General features: G+C 39.7%; 18 protein-coding genes and 1 pseudogene. 3 read left to right on the top strand and 16 right to left on the bottom strand.

Annotated features, from left to right (window positions below; genetic code table 11):
• Positions 1-24 precede the first annotated feature (24 nt).
• The 3 genes from JOD82_RS25155 to JOD82_RS25145 form a co-directional block, all read right to left on the bottom strand.
• Positions 25-1,161: an N-acetyldiaminopimelate deacetylase gene (locus JOD82_RS25155; RefSeq protein ID WP_209950162.1), complete on the bottom strand. Its 1,137-nt coding sequence runs from the start codon at positions 1,159-1,161 to the stop codon at positions 25-27.
• Positions 1,162-1,342: 181 nt separating this feature from the next.
• Positions 1,343-2,056, bottom strand: coding sequence for a 2,3,4,5-tetrahydropyridine-2,6-dicarboxylate N-acetyltransferase (dapD, locus tag JOD82_RS25150; RefSeq protein WP_029515436.1), 714 nt, complete (start codon positions 2,054-2,056; stop codon positions 1,343-1,345).
• A gap of 212 nt (positions 2,057-2,268) precedes the next feature.
• A complete protein-coding gene (locus JOD82_RS25145; RefSeq protein ID WP_069010412.1) occupies positions 2,269-3,177 on the bottom strand; it encodes a hypothetical protein in 909 nt (302 codons plus the stop codon).
• 239 nt (positions 3,178-3,416) lie between these two features.
• Between JOD82_RS25145 and JOD82_RS25140 the strand changes: the two are divergent.
• Positions 3,417-4,360, top strand: a pseudogene (locus JOD82_RS25140) (DMT family transporter).
• A 75-nt stretch (positions 4,361-4,435) separates the two neighbouring features.
• Complete coding sequence (locus JOD82_RS25135) at positions 4,436-5,299, top strand: sulfurtransferase (protein ID WP_069010410.1); 864 nt, start codon at positions 4,436-4,438, stop codon at positions 5,297-5,299.
• 299 nt (positions 5,300-5,598) lie between these two features.
• On the opposite strand, the gene JOD82_RS25130 is transcribed toward JOD82_RS25135, so the two are convergent.
• The 9 genes from JOD82_RS25130 to JOD82_RS25090 all read right to left on the bottom strand — a co-directional run bounded on the left by JOD82_RS25130 (position 5,599) and on the right by JOD82_RS25090 (position 11,767).
• Positions 5,599-5,964, bottom strand: a complete 366-nt coding sequence (locus JOD82_RS25130) for a hypothetical protein (protein WP_069010409.1) — start codon at positions 5,962-5,964, stop codon at positions 5,599-5,601.
• Positions 5,965-6,131: 167 nt separating this feature from the next.
• Positions 6,132-6,728 carry a class I SAM-dependent methyltransferase gene (locus JOD82_RS25125; RefSeq protein WP_069010408.1) on the bottom strand — a complete coding sequence of 199 codons (597 nt, stop codon included), beginning with the start codon at positions 6,726-6,728 and terminating at the stop codon, positions 6,132-6,134.
• 21 nt (positions 6,729-6,749) lie between these two features.
• Positions 6,750-7,205, bottom strand: coding sequence for a DinB family protein (locus JOD82_RS25120; protein WP_209950161.1), 456 nt, complete (start codon positions 7,203-7,205; stop codon positions 6,750-6,752).
• Between the two features lie 23 nt (positions 7,206-7,228).
• Complete coding sequence (locus JOD82_RS25115; protein WP_209018384.1) at positions 7,229-7,546, bottom strand: GNAT family N-acetyltransferase; 318 nt, start codon at positions 7,544-7,546, stop codon at positions 7,229-7,231.
• Positions 7,547-7,789: 243 nt separating this feature from the next.
• Complete coding sequence (locus tag JOD82_RS25110; RefSeq protein ID WP_141695435.1) at positions 7,790-8,407, bottom strand: hypothetical protein; 618 nt, start codon at positions 8,405-8,407, stop codon at positions 7,790-7,792.
• Positions 8,408-8,434: 27 nt separating this feature from the next.
• The gene (locus JOD82_RS25105) at positions 8,435-9,022 is read right to left on the bottom strand and encodes a hypothetical protein (RefSeq protein ID WP_256026025.1); all 588 of its coding nucleotides are present in this window, start codon (positions 9,020-9,022) and stop codon (positions 8,435-8,437) included.
• Positions 9,023-9,955: 933 nt separating this feature from the next.
• Positions 9,956-10,369, bottom strand: a complete 414-nt coding sequence (locus JOD82_RS25100) for a GNAT family N-acetyltransferase (protein ID WP_069010404.1) — start codon at positions 10,367-10,369, stop codon at positions 9,956-9,958.
• A gap of 88 nt (positions 10,370-10,457) precedes the next feature.
• Positions 10,458-10,907 carry a GNAT family N-acetyltransferase gene (locus JOD82_RS25095; protein WP_069010403.1) on the bottom strand — a complete coding sequence of 150 codons (450 nt, stop codon included), beginning with the start codon at positions 10,905-10,907 and terminating at the stop codon, positions 10,458-10,460.
• A gap of 302 nt (positions 10,908-11,209) precedes the next feature.
• Positions 11,210-11,767 carry a TetR/AcrR family transcriptional regulator gene (locus JOD82_RS25090; protein WP_029515451.1) on the bottom strand — a complete coding sequence of 186 codons (558 nt, stop codon included), beginning with the start codon at positions 11,765-11,767 and terminating at the stop codon, positions 11,210-11,212.
• Between the two features lie 240 nt (positions 11,768-12,007).
• On the opposite strand from JOD82_RS25090, the gene JOD82_RS25085 reads away from it, so the two are divergent.
• Positions 12,008-12,757: an SDR family oxidoreductase gene (locus tag JOD82_RS25085; RefSeq protein ID WP_069010402.1), complete on the top strand. Its 750-nt coding sequence runs from the start codon at positions 12,008-12,010 to the stop codon at positions 12,755-12,757.
• A 242-nt stretch (positions 12,758-12,999) separates the two neighbouring features.
• On the opposite strand, the gene JOD82_RS25080 is transcribed toward JOD82_RS25085, so the two are convergent.
• From JOD82_RS25080 to JOD82_RS25065, 4 genes are all read right to left on the bottom strand, one after another.
• Positions 13,000-13,455 carry an NUDIX hydrolase gene (locus JOD82_RS25080; RefSeq protein WP_029515453.1) on the bottom strand — a complete coding sequence of 152 codons (456 nt, stop codon included), beginning with the start codon at positions 13,453-13,455 and terminating at the stop codon, positions 13,000-13,002.
• A 276-nt stretch (positions 13,456-13,731) separates the two neighbouring features.
• Positions 13,732-14,121: a hypothetical protein gene (locus tag JOD82_RS25075; RefSeq protein WP_029515454.1), complete on the bottom strand. Its 390-nt coding sequence runs from the start codon at positions 14,119-14,121 to the stop codon at positions 13,732-13,734.
• Positions 14,122-14,315: 194 nt separating this feature from the next.
• Positions 14,316-15,002, bottom strand: a complete 687-nt coding sequence (locus JOD82_RS25070) for a hypothetical protein (protein ID WP_069010401.1) — start codon at positions 15,000-15,002, stop codon at positions 14,316-14,318.
• A gap of 117 nt (positions 15,003-15,119) precedes the next feature.
• On the bottom strand, positions 15,120-15,473 hold the full coding sequence (locus tag JOD82_RS25065; RefSeq protein ID WP_069010400.1) for a hypothetical protein: 354 nt from the start codon (positions 15,471-15,473) through the stop codon (positions 15,120-15,122).
• Positions 15,474-15,677 lie beyond the last annotated feature (204 nt).

Genomic DNA, 15,677 nt, shown 5'->3' with positions numbered 1-15,677 from the left:
ACATAATTATTCAGGGCGCCTCATTTACCCTTGAGACTTCCATGTAAAATAGTCTGTCAGCACACGAATGGCTACACCAATCGCTTCTTCCGCAGGCTCCAGCTTCGCATGATGCAAACCATAAGGCGTATCAACGCCAAGCCAGAACATCAGACCGGGAATTCGCTCCAGAAAATACCCGAAGTCTTCTCCGGTCATCGCTTCTCCGCATTCAATAAGCTGCACATCCTGCCGGTTACTGACCCAGTTCATAAATTCCTCGGTCACCTGAGCTTCATTGTACACTTGCAAATAATTGGAGCCATAATGAATCTCGGCATGGCATTCAAACCCAGCTTCCACACCGCGCACCAGCGCTTCGATCCGCGATTTAACCAGCGCCATCGTATCGGCAGACAACGTTCGGATCGTACCCTCCAACCGGGCGGTTTCTGCGATAATATTTTGCTTCGTGCCTCCGCTAACCTTACCCACAGTAATGACTGCTGCATCGAGTGGATTCACATTACGGGCTACAACCGTTTGTAATTGTCCCACCAGTTGGCAAGCAGCCACTACCATATCATTCGCCTTGTGTGGATACGCAGCATGCCCGCCCGTACCCTTCAGGTCGATGAAAAGCTCCGACGTATTGGCAAATAGGATGCCCGGGCGAGTCGCAATTGTACCGACAGGATATTCAGGTGCAACATGCAGCGCGACAATTTCATCGGGTATCCAGTCTGCCAGCTCTGTGCTGTCCCGCATAGGCAAGGCTCCGCCCGGCCCTTCCTCAGCCGGTTGAAACAATACAACCAGATCATCCTTAATCGGATGGCTTGCAAAGTGAGTAACAATTCCCAATCCAATCGTCATATGTAAATCGTGTCCACAAGCATGCATATAGCCGGGATGGGTCGAACGGAAATCGTAACCTGTCTCTTCTTCAATCGGTAAACCATCCATATCACAACGATATCCATAGCGGCGTTCAGGAGCTGATCCATGAATGAACACTAACACGCCTGTACGCCATGTACGAATGTCCAACCGCTCCTGAGGGAGCGTTTCCAAATAATCCAGCAAATATTGTTGTGTTTTGTACTCCTCAAAACCCGGTTCGGGAATTTGGTGTAAATCTCTTCGTATTTGGACAAAAGAACGATAGTCGACCGTACTCATTGCTGCCACGCCTCCTCTTTATAGCTCATCAGCTCTTATCGGGCAAAAGAACAAAAGGACAAAAGCCCGGCGCAGCCGCCGAGCCTTGTCCGTTGTGCTTCGTCCCTAAGTTATGCTGTCAGTGCATCATGCTTCTGACAAGGAATCGTTCACCTTTGGTACATAAAAAACTTCTGCATTCTTACAGAACGCGCAGTTCTTTCAAAATCTCAGTTTTAGATTTGGTCTTATCGTCGACCTGTTTGATCACACGTGCAGGTGTACCCGCCACTACGGAGTATTCAGGCACATCTTCAGTTACAACCGCTCCGGCTGCAACAACTGCACCTTTACCAATGCGTACGCCTTCCAGTACAACCGAGTTCGCACCGATCAATACTTCGTCTTCTACGATAACAGGCTGTGCGGACGGTGGCTCAATGACACCCGCCAGGACAACGCCTGCACCGATGTGGCACATGTTGCCTACTTTAACACGACCGCCCAGCACAGCATTCATATCAATCATCGTGCCTTCACCAATGGTGACACCGATGTTAATCACTGCACCCATCATGATGACTGCGTTGTTACCGATGCCAACCATATCACGGATATATGCGCCTGGCTCAATGCGTGCATTAATGCCTTTCAGATCCAACATTGGAACAGCGGAGTTACGGCGATCATTTTCCACCACATAATCTTCTTCTTTAGCGTTTGCGCTATCCAGTACCGGCTTGATATCAGCCCAATCACCAAATACAACACCACTGTCTCCAGAAATAAAAGCTTGAACATTCTCGCCAAATGATGCGGAAGCCAAAGCTCCTTTTACATATACTTTAACAGGCGTCTTTTTCTTGCTGTTTTTAATCACGTTGATGACTTCTTGTGTATTCATTTCGATGGACATAGTAAATCTAACAACTCCTTCATCGCTTCATACGACTTCGCAAGCCGGAATGATCTTATTCTCTCATCCTTTATAGCACAAAAGTGCAGGTCTCGCAATTATAGATTAGACCCTTATAGCTCTAACCTAGCCCTTAAAATAACCATTTTCAGCGGCATGACTGCCTTAAATTCATGATTGTAAGCCGCCGATCATCCCGCATCAAAGTAGGGTTATTTATTAGCTTGCAGGCTCTCCAGCGATGTATAAATGTAGGATTGGAATCCTTCAGCAGGTTCACCTTGTGGAATGTTCACTTTCACGATGAAACCGCCTGTTTTATTTTCTACAACTATATATTGCTGTGTCATCTTCGAACTGCTCGCTTGTAAGAACAGACGGCTACTGGATAACGCTTCAGGTATGGCTGCTTTGTCCAGCATTTGCACCTTACCGATGGAAGCTAGATCCTTTTCGCCTTCTTTTTGAAGTTCGTCCAGATTAAAATCGGAGGGTAGCTTCGTAATTTCAGCATAATAGTTATCATCTACAGCCAAGGCAACACGGTTTTGATCAGGAAACAGGGACATCGGATCAAACACATACAGCGAATATCCCTCTCCTTTTGCTAATGTCGCAGTCTGCTTTTCCTTTTTTCCCTCAAGGGTGAGATCAAAAGTTTGAGTCTTTGTGCGTTCTCCGCCTACTGCTTGACCAGCACTTCCGTTTTGATTGCCATCTGTTGCAGCCTCTGTTTTTTGTATTTTCGTTAAAGTCAGTTGCTTCGCCGTCGCGTCGCCCTCTACTGCTTTTTCGGTGTATTCAAACGCTACTGTATCGCCTTCCTTAAGTCCAGCTATTACCGTGTCCAGTCCGTCCCCCAATTGGAAGGATTGGGCTTCGCCATTGGTTCCAATCTCTACCGTATGCGGGTCAGCAGCTCCATTGTATACACCTGTGCCTTTTTTAACCTCCGACTCAGCGATTGTCTCCGGTTTAACTTGCGGCTGCTGTTGCGTTTGCGGTTGGTCTGACCCTTGAGGTGCGGTGTTATTGGTTTGCGGTTTCGTTCCACAGGCTGACAGAGCCAGCACTGCCACTACAGTCAGTAGTATGATTGAAATTGTGTTTTGTTTTTTCATAAAATCCACCTCCACTATGATAGACGAGCTTGTGCAGCAAAAGTTCTACGCAGCATCTCACTTAAAATCCAAAATCCTACCTCCTGCTCCCGTTTATTATATTCTCAGGATTTTGCAAAATCCTAATACCACGGGAATGTTAGGTACGGTATAATGGGCTGTATTAACCTAATTTTCGAGATACCGCTTGGAAGGAACATAGACGTATTTATTTTCCCCCATACGGATGGAGCTGCCACGTGAATCAAGCACACAAACCGTCGTTTTCCTTTGAATTATTGTACATCATAGGTATTATCGCTATTTCGTTCTCCTCGATCTTCGTAAGATGGTCTGAAGCCGAGGTGTCCGTCATCGCTATGTACCGTTTGTACCTAACCAATCTGATCATGCTGCCTTTGGTCTGGAAGTACCGCACTGAGCTGTTTAGCCTGACCCGCAAGCAGTGGATGCTGATCCTCTGGTCCGGTATTGCGCTGGGGCTGCATTTCTTGCTCTGGATGGGCTCACTGCGACTGACCACCGTTGCAAGCTCTACCGTTATTATGACATTGGAGCCGATCCTTGTCATGCTCGGTTCATTTTTGTTTTTCCGGACGGGCACGAATCGCGCTATGCTCATCGGGATGGGTATGGCTTTTATCGGCTCGCTGGCCATCGGAGCTGGAGACTTCCATGTCTCAGGACAAGCCCTGCTCGGGGACGCACTGTCCTTCTTGGGTATGGTAGCCGTGTCATCCATATGCTGATGGGCAAGCATCTGCGCGAGCATTTGAGCGCGTTTGTGTATAATTTTTGGGTTTTTGCCATCGCAGCCACATCACTTGCGCTGTATAATGTGGTCAATGCCATTCCTTTTACCGGATACGCTCCACGGGAATGGGGACTGTTCCTGCTGTTAGCCATTGTACCTACGCTGTTCGGACATTACCTATTTAACTGGCTGCTCAAATACATTAACGCCACTGCGGTGTCGATGGCGGTACTCGGCGAGCCCGTTATTTCTTCCTTGCTAGCTTGGGTGCTGCTCGGGGAATGGTTGTCTACTTTACAATTTGGTGCAGGCTTTTTCATCCTGTTCGGGGTATGGATTTTTATCCGATACGGAACGGATTTTAAAAAGAAAGTTGTCCATCAAAGTGAGTTGCCTGACACTGAGCATCCCCTGAAGGCCAGCTCTTAACTTATTTACCCCATTTTCATAAACCATACTCAATGAATTAAATTCACTTCTAAAAAAAGGAAGGCGGAATTCTCTATGAAATCCATCGTATCCAAACGCTGGCTGCTAGCCCGATTGTATGAGCCGGACATGATCATCGCCGACTGCCGTTCCCTGCTCGGACAAGCCGGAGCTGGGCGGACTCAATTTAATGAAGACCATATTCCAGGGGCGGTTCATTTCGATTTGGAAGAAGACCTTACCGCTCCTCTTGCTGAGCATGGGGGTCGCCATCCCTTACCTGATGTGGATACACTTGCTGCACGTCTAAGTCGTGCCGGAATCAATGCTGCCTCGCGCATCGTCGCTTATGATGACCAAGGCGGTATGATGGCTTCCCGCTTCTGGTGGCTCCTGCGCTATCTCGGGCATGAGCAGGTATATGTGCTGGAAGAGGGCTACAGCGCTTGGAAAGAAGCGAAGTTCCCCGTTACGGTAGACCAGCCGATTCGCATTCCAAGTACATTCACACCAAATGTACAGCCACAAATGCTCACAAGTATGCAAGAGGTGCACCGTGTATCCGAAGATTCTGTTCCTGTTGGCTCCTATATCGGTTTTTCACCTATATTAATCGACTCCAGAGAGCGGCCTCGCTACCTGGGGCTGGAGGAGCCCATTGATCAAGCAGCGGGACATATCCCCGGTGCAGTGAATTTCTTCTGGAAAGAGATCTTGGACGAAAAAGGCAGCTTTAAAAATGCGGAACAATTGCAGCAGCACTTTGCCGATCTTGATCCAAACGCAGAAATTATCGTGTATTGTGGTTCTGGCGTATCCGCCTGTCCCAATGTACTGGCCCTGAATGAAGCTGGATTTAGTAAGGTCCGTTTATATCCGGGAAGCTGGAGCGACTGGATTAGCTATGAGGAGAATCCGGTGGCGACCGGAGAGGAATAAAAAGTTTCAACGGATATACAGGTTCAAAAGACAAATAAACTGCCTTAAGCGATTTGGCTCATGGCAGTTTATTTGCTTTGTTAAAAAGTACATAAAAAATCAACTTGAGCCGAGTGAAGCGACCTTATATAGAATTCCAAAGCTGATTTTTTTCTACGTCCTGACGATTTGGCGTAAGTTTCTGACTGGTTCCACATCTCCCGAAATTCTTCTACCAGATTGAGATGATAGCCGGTACAAAAATACGTTGTTAACTGGAACTTATTTCGCCTTCGAATAGCATCGCATTGCTCTATGCACTATACGTTCACCTCATCCCATCTATAAATAACATAGCCGAGTTGACATATAACTAGTAATAAATAAATTACGTTTATACATAGATATATTTTAATTTTTTTCTTGTATTTATGTAAATCTACTTCTTCGTTCACTTCTCTTTTCTTTATTTTCTCTCTCCAACTCATTAATCTTGAGAATTCTACTGCGCCTAATACTCCCCATAGCAATGTAAATACTAAAAATACGGCATTTACTAGAGACAATAATATCCCCATTCCTACATCCATTGTTCTTATTGATCTAAAACAAATATGCACCACTAGTGTCAGACTAAATAATCCCAAGCCTATAATACTTACTATCGGTTTATCTTGCATTCTCATTTTTTATTCCCTTCAGTTCCAAATACATGTAACGTTTCTTTATTCACGATGTCCCAGCGCTTTAAGATTAACAGTCCGGCTGCCACTTGCGGTAGCTAAGCGATGGGACATGTCTGTTGAATTACTTCCTCGAAATAGCTATCCAATATTTTGAACAACTATATATCTTAATTCATATTCTTTCTGTTGTTCTCTGCATGTATCAGAGTTTCTCTCATGGAACCCGTTTCTAATATATTCAAATCATTAAAATGTTCTTTTAAATCTTTTTCAGTAAAGAAGTGAGCATATTTCCCTTTCTTGTATTCATATGTTCCTTCCTCAACTTTCCTACCCACACCATTATTAGAATCACGGTCAGAAAAACACGTAAAATACATCACTCCCTGTTCCTTCAAATGCATCACACAATTCTGTATCAATTTTTTTCGGTCTTCTAACAAAAATAAATGTAATAAATCATAACAATATATGCCGTCATACCTTTTGCTTGTACTAAACTCTAACACCGATTCTTGAATAAAATTCGTTCTTAAATCCCATTCTTTTGCTAGATCTATAGCTGAACTAGATATCTCAATTCCATCAACCTGAAAATAAGAAGAAAACATCTTGGTATTTCTCCCATACCCAGAACCGGGAACCAAAATATTATGTGCATTATTCTTTTTGAACAAATCTATAGCTTGGGTTACAGTTTGACTTGGTTCACAACCCCAAATCATTCCTTCTTCAGCAAACCTTTTGTTCCAATAATCTCTCATATTATTCACCCGCCTATATACTCACATAGCTCTTCTTTTAAGCTCATCAATCTGTCTGATATGATGTTGATCATGCCAGATAAAATCTCTTAAATATGATATTACAGTAAACTTCCCGTCAGCATATTCTTTAGTAAACTTGTCGTCTTCAAAACTCTCTATACTCTCCAATATCATGTTACGGTACTGAATAGTCATTTTAATTAATTCTTCTTTCGTTTTTGTTTTTCCATATTCAACAGCATCCTGATTAAATTGTTCAAAATCCATATGTGTTAATGTCAGAGGTTTATTGTTCAATATCGGATTTATGGCTGCTTCAAAAAAGTATTTATCCCACAGCAGTATATGACTTACGACATCCTGAATTGACCATTTACCTTCAGTAATCGATATGTCCCAATCCATTTCACGAATCCCAGAAACAAAACGACTCCATTCTTTGAAATCCTCTAGTAACTGCGACTTCTCATTCATGGTATCACACTCCTTTTTTCAAATTATTCATTGTTCCTTTGCCATTCATCTGTTAAAATCGCATGTTGATATGCATTATGCCAAATGGGTTGTCCTTCTTTTCGCATCAACAAGCGCTCCAATAATCTCCACGATGAAGCGTTTTCTGGATTACACATCGCAATAATCCGATGAGCCTTTAACTCTTCAAATCCATATTGCAATACTCTTCTACTTGCCTCAGTAGCATATCCATTTCCATAGTATCTTGGGTTGAATATGTATCCTATTTCCCATGTTAAAAACTCAAACGGTACGGTTTGATTAAAGTAAATGTGTCCTATCATTTTATAAGTAATCATGTAGATCATTCCAATCATCAGATCGAAAATTTCTTATAAGTAATCTTTCTGACGCTAAATCTATCATAATTATCGCCTCTAATACGTTTATTTAGCCTTTGCCTGAATTACTTTTACCGATCATTTAAACCCTCTCCATTGAGAATTTTCTGGATACATTTTTCAACCCTTGACTCCCGAGTTTTGGATTGTTTGGGTGCAGAAAAATACATAATAGAACTACTACGACCTGGTATTCTTCATTCATTCTATCTGCTCGTATCCTATCCAGCTCATTTCCTCAATGTTTAATAATTCTTTAAACTCTTCTACTAACTGATGCTTAGATTCCAGTTGTGTATAGTAATTATTATTCAAAATATCGTCTAATTGTTTTATTCGCTCATTATCTAGTTCAAAAAATCTAAATGTTTTTAGATTGCAATTTGTAAACTGTTTTGCTATTTTCTCATTGTATTCATTAGATCCCAAAACTTCTTCAATTAATTCAGTTCTGATTTTGTCCCCTCTAGGGTCGACATATAAAAATTCAATGTGATCTTCCTCTGGATATCTTTCTTCTGCAAGCTTAATAATTGAAGTATCTAATAACACATATGATATATGAAGACTTGCTATCTCTTGTGAATTATAAACTACACGGTATCCCCAACAGTGATCTTCAAAATTATAAAAATATAACACTGGGATTTTTTCTGAGATTTGAAATAGACTTTCTGGAATTTCTTCACTTTCTTCTGTATCTTTGGTTACGAAAACAAACCATTTGTCATTTAAATCCTCCGCGTATATAGGATCATGCTCAAGAATTGCTTCTTTATATTTCAATAGTGATAAGCTTCCTGAAGTCAATTCACTCATTTGTTTTGGCTCCTTTTTATTCATATTTCACTGATATTCTTCAAATTTATATTTTGTTAATTTATTTATTTCAATTACTTGTTCTTTATTAAAATAGCCCATTAGGCAACCTTGATCTAAAATTGAAATATACAATTTCATGGATTGTTCAGTCTTTATTAGTTCGTTAAATTTCTTGAATATCTCCATATCCAACCAATCATCATATACTTTCATTTCCCATCTGATAAGTTCATTAATATATTCAAAAGAGACCCATGCAGTACCATTCTGAATATCTACGTAATCCGTTATATTATTTAAATTAAGTTTTGTCATATTCTCTAATCGTATTATTATTCTTGCATAGTCTCCATGGTCCTCAATACATTCAGTATCTAAATACCAAATTTCCTCAGATACATTTATAAATTCACCATTCACTTCAACTTCTCCACCTAAAGTAAGTAGTAGCAAGTTGTAGGGATCTTCTTCATATTCATTTCTCGAAAATTCTTCCAAAAGTAATTCTTTTTTTAAATCTGCACTCATGAAGATGCCCAATTCAGAAAGTTTGTTTAGTTGATCTTCAAATATTATTTTCTTCTTCTTAAATAAACCAAACAACTTAAACACCTTCTTTTTATGGTTTGCGTCCCTTTTCTATAACGCTTGTATTCATGAGCTCCGTCAGGGGTTGTCTGCTGAAATTCCTCTTCGATATCCAGCTCGCAGACCAAGATTCCATAGGAGCTAACGAAACATAACTTCTTCGATTCACTTACAAAATCAGCCCTTTATCATCCTCGCCTTCGAGCTGTTTATAATTCTCAATAAAATATCTATAAGCAATTCTCTTAATCGTAGACAAAATTGCTTCGCATGAAAATGCCAACATTTATTTGTAATCATAATCCCTTAATGATAGTTCTTGAACAATTTTTCTACTGTCCTTTATTCTTAGAATTTGCTTCGGTTTATCATATATCCAAGCAAGCTTTATACAATATTCAATTAATATGGATTTTATTAAAGGTCTATATAAGTTAATGTAACAACATTCTTTCCAGTCGAACGAAATTTCAATAAAAGAAGTTTTATACTTCCTTGAATAAGCTCTAAACAATACCTCATAAGGTTTCTCATCAACAATGCAAATGAATTGATAATGTCTAACAATGATTGGGATTGCTTTTTTTTGAAATACTTTCATCATTCACCTCAACATTACTTTATCAGCAATTATGTCTAATAGCGTTCTTGTGTTCCTGAACCCGAGAAGCTTAAAGAAGCGTAGCGACTGGCTAGCTTCGGTTCTTAGCCTCGCAGGATTGTCTACCTGACTTTCACTTTCAGGAAAACGATGTTATGTGATACCTCTAGTTCTTATTTAATATATTCTTCAATCCTTGTTTAATATTATTTGGTCTCGTCTATTCTAGATTACTCTATTAAAAAAATCTCTGTAGTCTAAAGTCAATTCCTTTTTTAGTTCTATATTGGAAGAAATACACCACATATTATTAGCACTCTCTTCTTAAAATGCTTTTTACATTGATTTCCTCAACGTCAATTTTTGTTTAAATCCTTTGTCAGTATTATTTCCAGAGGTTCATTCTCAAACATTAAACATCCAGCATCTCTATATCCAAGCTTCCTATAAAAATGTTGAGCTTCTTCATTTGAAAGTGTTGAGGTCATAACCATTTCAAAACCTTTTTGTTTCATTAATTCCTCCCAATAGTGGACAACTTTTTTACCAATACCTGTTCCTCTATACTCCTCATCTATCCATATCATATTCATAAATGGTGTGTTGTCCCAGAAAAATCCGTATCTCATCCAACCTATTTTTTGATTGGATTCTCTGATTATTAGAATTTCATTTTCTTTTATTTTTGGTCTTATCAGTGTCTTATGTATGTGCTTGTCTCTTAACAAGATGTACTCATAATCAGATTCAATCGCAAAATCAATCTGCATTGTAATCCTCCCTTTCACTCTTTTCATCGAATATCTTCTTTGTAACACTCAGCACTGATGTCTCATAACGTTTGTACATTACATAAGTTTATAAAGTCTTTTTAAAAATGTATAAGTCACCTTCTTCTCTAACCTTAGTAAACCCACACTTTGAATAGAAGTGATGATTCTTCACACTCCAGCTAGGAGTATCCAGCCACCATTTAGTGCTGTCCGGAAATTTATTTTCAATTTTCTCCATCACCTTCGTTCCGATTCCTAGATTTTTAAAATTTGGATCAATAAAGATCCTTCCTAGATTATGCACTTGATTACATTCTACAAATATCATAGCTCCCCCGATTATTTCTCCATTAAAGAGCACCTTGAAATATTCGCAATTTTGCATCATCTCTTCTTGCCAACTTATGGAGTCATATCCTATGGGCCCAACGGTTTCGTTATTATTAAAATGCTTTGATTCATCCTCAAAACTGGCCTTTTGTATTTCAGCAAGTCTTTGCGCATCATTTTTTCCAGCTTTTTCTAATGTCAGCACCAAACATACCTCCATTATCTTTTTATTTTTTCCAGGGTTGTCTGCTAAAATGCCCCCCCAAAACTCTATACCAGCAGGTCAAGGCTCCGTAAGGATTCGATGCTTGAATATTATGTTATCAGAAGTTACCGAACTTCTTCATTATGCATTCAAAATCAATCTGCAATTTTTTTATCAGCGAATTTTCTTATATGGTCTTTTTTTATTTTGTAATTTGATTATTAGTTCATCTGCATCTCTTTCACTTTTTTGAGCTTTTAGTGACTCTTCTTCTGTTATTTCTATTTCTATCATTTGAACCACTATTGTTCGTGTCCCTCGACACCACGGTTCAGCAAATTCCAAAATTGTTCGACCATGACCGATGCCGGATATGGCATTGAACGGGTAATCCACCATTCCAATACCCCCACTGCCGCTGAAATTAAAAATTGCACCGTAATGTCCCTGTTCATATCCTGATCGAGGTTGATCGAATCCAGATGCTCGCACAGACTTTGCCTGAACATTGTCTCTATTTGGTTTCGAAAAACCGTACTTCCCTTGTTCGTCAGCATTATTGAGTAGAATGAAGCATGCTGCTCCAAATATTCAAACGTACGCAGTAGTGCGGTTTTGGAAGGGAGATGAAAGAAGTTATCTTCAGACATACAATTGCGTAGTAACTCTTTAATTTGAGCTTCCATGCATTGATCGCGCAGATCGTACTTATCAGCAAAATGCAAATAAACCGTTCCGCGATTGACATTCGCTTCCTCAGCAATTTGATTGATCGTAATTCTCTCGAATTCCTTTTCTGACATCAGCCTCATAAAAGCATCAATAATGGCTTGCCTCGATTTTTGAATACGCCTGTCCATATCCTTCTCCCCTTTGTGCTATCCGAAAAAATGAACACTTCGAAGTCCTCTGTTGAAAAATCAACAACCACGCTTGTTTTAACCATTGAACCCCATATACCGCTCTGATACATTCACTTTATAAAATTTATGTTGATGATTCAACATATGTTCAATTTTAGTGGAGCTGTAATCATGAAATCTATTGTTTTACAATCTTTGGAATGATTTAAATCACATTGAATTAGGAGGGTTTAAAAATTGAAACTTACAGGAAACACGATTTTTATTACAGGCGGCGGTTCGGGAATTGGACGTGCGTTAGCAGAAGCTCTCCACAATCTTGGAAACAAAGTTATTATCGCCGGTCGACGTAAAGAGCGTCTGGAGGAGACGATCAAAGCGAATCCCGGCATGTCCGCAGTGGAATTGAATGTACAAGACCCTGCCAGCATAAAGGCGGCCGCCAAGCGGTTAATCAAAGAATACCCGGATGTTAATGTCTTGATTAACAACGCCGGCATCATACAGTCTGATAACGCGGCAGGCGTGATTGATGAGGATGTTTTGATTTCGACTGTCACGACAAACTTTCTAGGTCCCATTCGGTTGATTTCTGCATTCATCGAGCATTTGAAGTCCAAAGAAGAAGCCGTTGTCATCAACACGACTTCGATACTTGGATTTGTACCATTAGCGACAACTGCTGTATACTCCGCGACAAAGGCAGCACTTCATACCTATACGCTGTCCCAAAGGTACATGCTTAAAGACACATCGGTAAAAGTAATAGAAATTGTACCCCCATGGGTTCAAAGCAACAACGATGAACCGCGTGCGATGCCACTTGATTCATTCATTGATGCAACAATAAAGATACTTGGCACGGATACAGACGAAGTTCTGGTGGAAGAAGCGAAAATGTTTCGAAATAACCCTGGCCCGAACGAAGGTGTTTTTGTGACCCAGCTTAACGATTTGATGAATTCTGAACCTCCAAAGATCCATTGATCCATCTGTAATTCAGTTTTTAAAAATTTAAGCGAGCATGAAGTAAACACTCATCTCCGTCTACTTCATGTTCATTTTACTGCAACTTGCACGTGGAATAAGAAAAAGCGCCAAGCGGCCACACCCATGTTTACCTCTTAAATAATTTCGTTGATTTCACATAATGTAGGGAATTCCCGAAGTTCAAACAGCCCTTTGTTAGGTGATGTCGGGGACATCCTCGATTTACTAAAAAAATGTTTTCATGATCTTACTTCATTTAAAAATCTTGTTATTATCGGTAGGTCGGGAGGACTTATTTGATTAGGTATCTTGTTTAAATCAAAAAATCGTATATCTTGTACTTCAGCTTTATCACCTTTAATTATTCCACTGTATTCTTTACATATATAAGCTGCAACTACGTTATATACTTCATCTCCATGCGGATATCGATAGTAGAGTTCCGGGCCTGAAAATATATCAAGTAATTCTAACTCTTCGGCTTCTAAGCCTACCTCTTCAAAAAGTTCCCGGCTTGCAACCTCCTTCATATTCTCACCAGGCTCCATTGAACCTCCTGGTAATCCCCATAGACCATTGTCAGTTCTTTGCTGCAATAGTAATCGTCCCTCATCATCTATGAGAATCACACATGCTCCTGCCATAATTATAGGTCGGGTACCTACTAACTCTCTTAATTCTCTTATGTAATTCAATTTCTTCACGCCCCTTTGAGATCCTTCAACAGACCAAGGCTCCGTTAGGAGCCACTGCTTGAATTTAACGTTATATGACGGATTCACTTCTAAAATCTACTTTCGTCAATGGATAAGGCACGTAGTCCGGGTGGCTCTGCTATTTAGCCGGTTGAATGTTTCCGTTGAATCCGCCCTTCCGAAATGCATCTTCCGGGCTAAGGGTCGGGCTTGTCCCGGCCAGATGAGTTGAATGCTATGTTAAATAACGTTGACTTTTTTCGAGTTAAGTAATTATTATTCTCGTTTCCATTTATGTGTTTCGAGTAGTTTTCCAGTTTCATAAAAATACTTTATTACTTCAAGCATAGGAATTAATTCTATACAAATGTTATCGCAATAATTGCCTAACTGGCCACCAGCAACCAGATGAATTTCACCGTTTCCCTGTTTATTGTTCATAAGAGTATATATATTACCATCAATTGTAATAGACACTATAAAATATTCCGGTCCGCCTCCAACCAATGCTGAATCTGTATCTGATACCTCAAAAAAAACTAATGTAAATTTATCTCCATCGAGTTTTTTAAAAAAACTTAAAGTGTCTGCCCACGTAGGATTCATAACTATTTCTTCATTGAATGTGGTCCCAATCCATTCATCAATACTAATAGATTTTATCACTTTTTCTTTTCATCCTTTTTAGATGGTTTTATTTATTCGGGGGCTTTCATCTAACGATTCTACATTCACGATCCCAGCGAGTGCTCAGGTGTCCTACAGTGATCTCCTTTTCCGAAATCCTTCTGCCGGGCCGAGGGCGTATGCCGATGTGTGATACTATGTTATCAGATGAACTATGACAATTTTGAGGGTATCTACAAAATTTCTTCTCCCTTTAATATTTCATTTGAGAACTGGTCCACAGCCAACCACGTCGAAACATCCTCTTTGATATTCTTATTCCAAGCAACTAAAAAATGTACTTGGCATATCTCATTAGAATCAATTAGTGTCATAGGAATTTTAATGCCTTTATCAGAACTTAGGATAAAACCGTGCTTTTCAAAGTCAGAGTTTAAACATAGCGATTTAGGAATCATATCTCCTTGATTTCTTCTTGCCATTAACATATCCCCGTCTTGTGTCCCCAAGTGTAAACGGTATATCTGATTCTCGTATTCGACAGCTTCAAGATCTTCCCCAGTATTAGATCCATAATCTGTCCAACTGTAACCCTCCTTCCAAGAAGCAGAAAAGCTGCACGTACTTATTTGAGTGTTCGCATGAGGCTTTATTCTAAAAACTGCTCCCCAACATTCTTCTACTGTCAGATGTAAAGCGAGATTGAGCTTGGGTCTACAGACAACTAGCTCACAATCAAATGAATCATAATAATATTTATATAATGATCCACCATTTTTGAGTTTATAACTTTTTTCTGGATAATAGAAGTTATCAGAGACTGTGATTGAAAATTCAATTATTCCAAGAGGAGTATGTATTTGTGGCTGTAAGAGATTGTTTTCTTTAATTAAGACTTGTTCTCCATGAAATAGCTTCATTATTTTCCTCCTCATAGTTTTTCTAATAACGTTCCTGTATGCATGAACCCCAACTCGCTGGCCTAGGCTCCGATATTATGTTATGCGAAGCTTCTTCGAAAACTTTTGAACCGATGTCTACAATTCTTTGTTTAAAATAAACTCAAAATCTTCATCAGACACTAAATGATTATCTTTTATAAATGTCTCTAACTCATTCAAATAATTATTACAGAGTTTGATATATTTATCTCCATATTGATATTGAATCTTATTTGAATTGGTTTCAATATTAATGATTTCTTTACGTGCTCTTCTTAAAAACAATATTGAACTTGTATAATTATCACTTAGACATAAAGAAATTGAATTGTTAATATAGCAGACCAAGCCATAGAATACAGAATTTCTTCTTAAGCCTGTCCATTGCTTATGATTCTCTTCTGTATTTAATTTTTTGGCTAACTCAAAGACATGAGAATTCAAAAACATCTGGTATTCCTCCATCTCTAAGCAGTTTCGCATAACGTTCTTGTATCTACGAATCCGAGAGGCTTAAGGCGCAAAGCGCCGGGTCCATCGGACTTAGCCTCGCAGGGTTGTGAGCTGATCCCGCTTCTCTCTCTGCTTTCCACTTCTAGTGAATCAAGGGCAACGGCCGCAGCGTAGATGCGATGTTATATGAGGTCAGTTCTT

Origin of the sequence: Paenibacillus sp. 1182, from assembly GCF_017833915.1 — a bacterium.
GTDB lineage: Bacteria > Bacillota > Bacilli > Paenibacillales > Paenibacillaceae > Paenibacillus > Paenibacillus polymyxa_D.
Note: the sequence above shows the minus strand (reverse complement) of the source record. Positions and strands in the feature narration are given on the sequence as shown.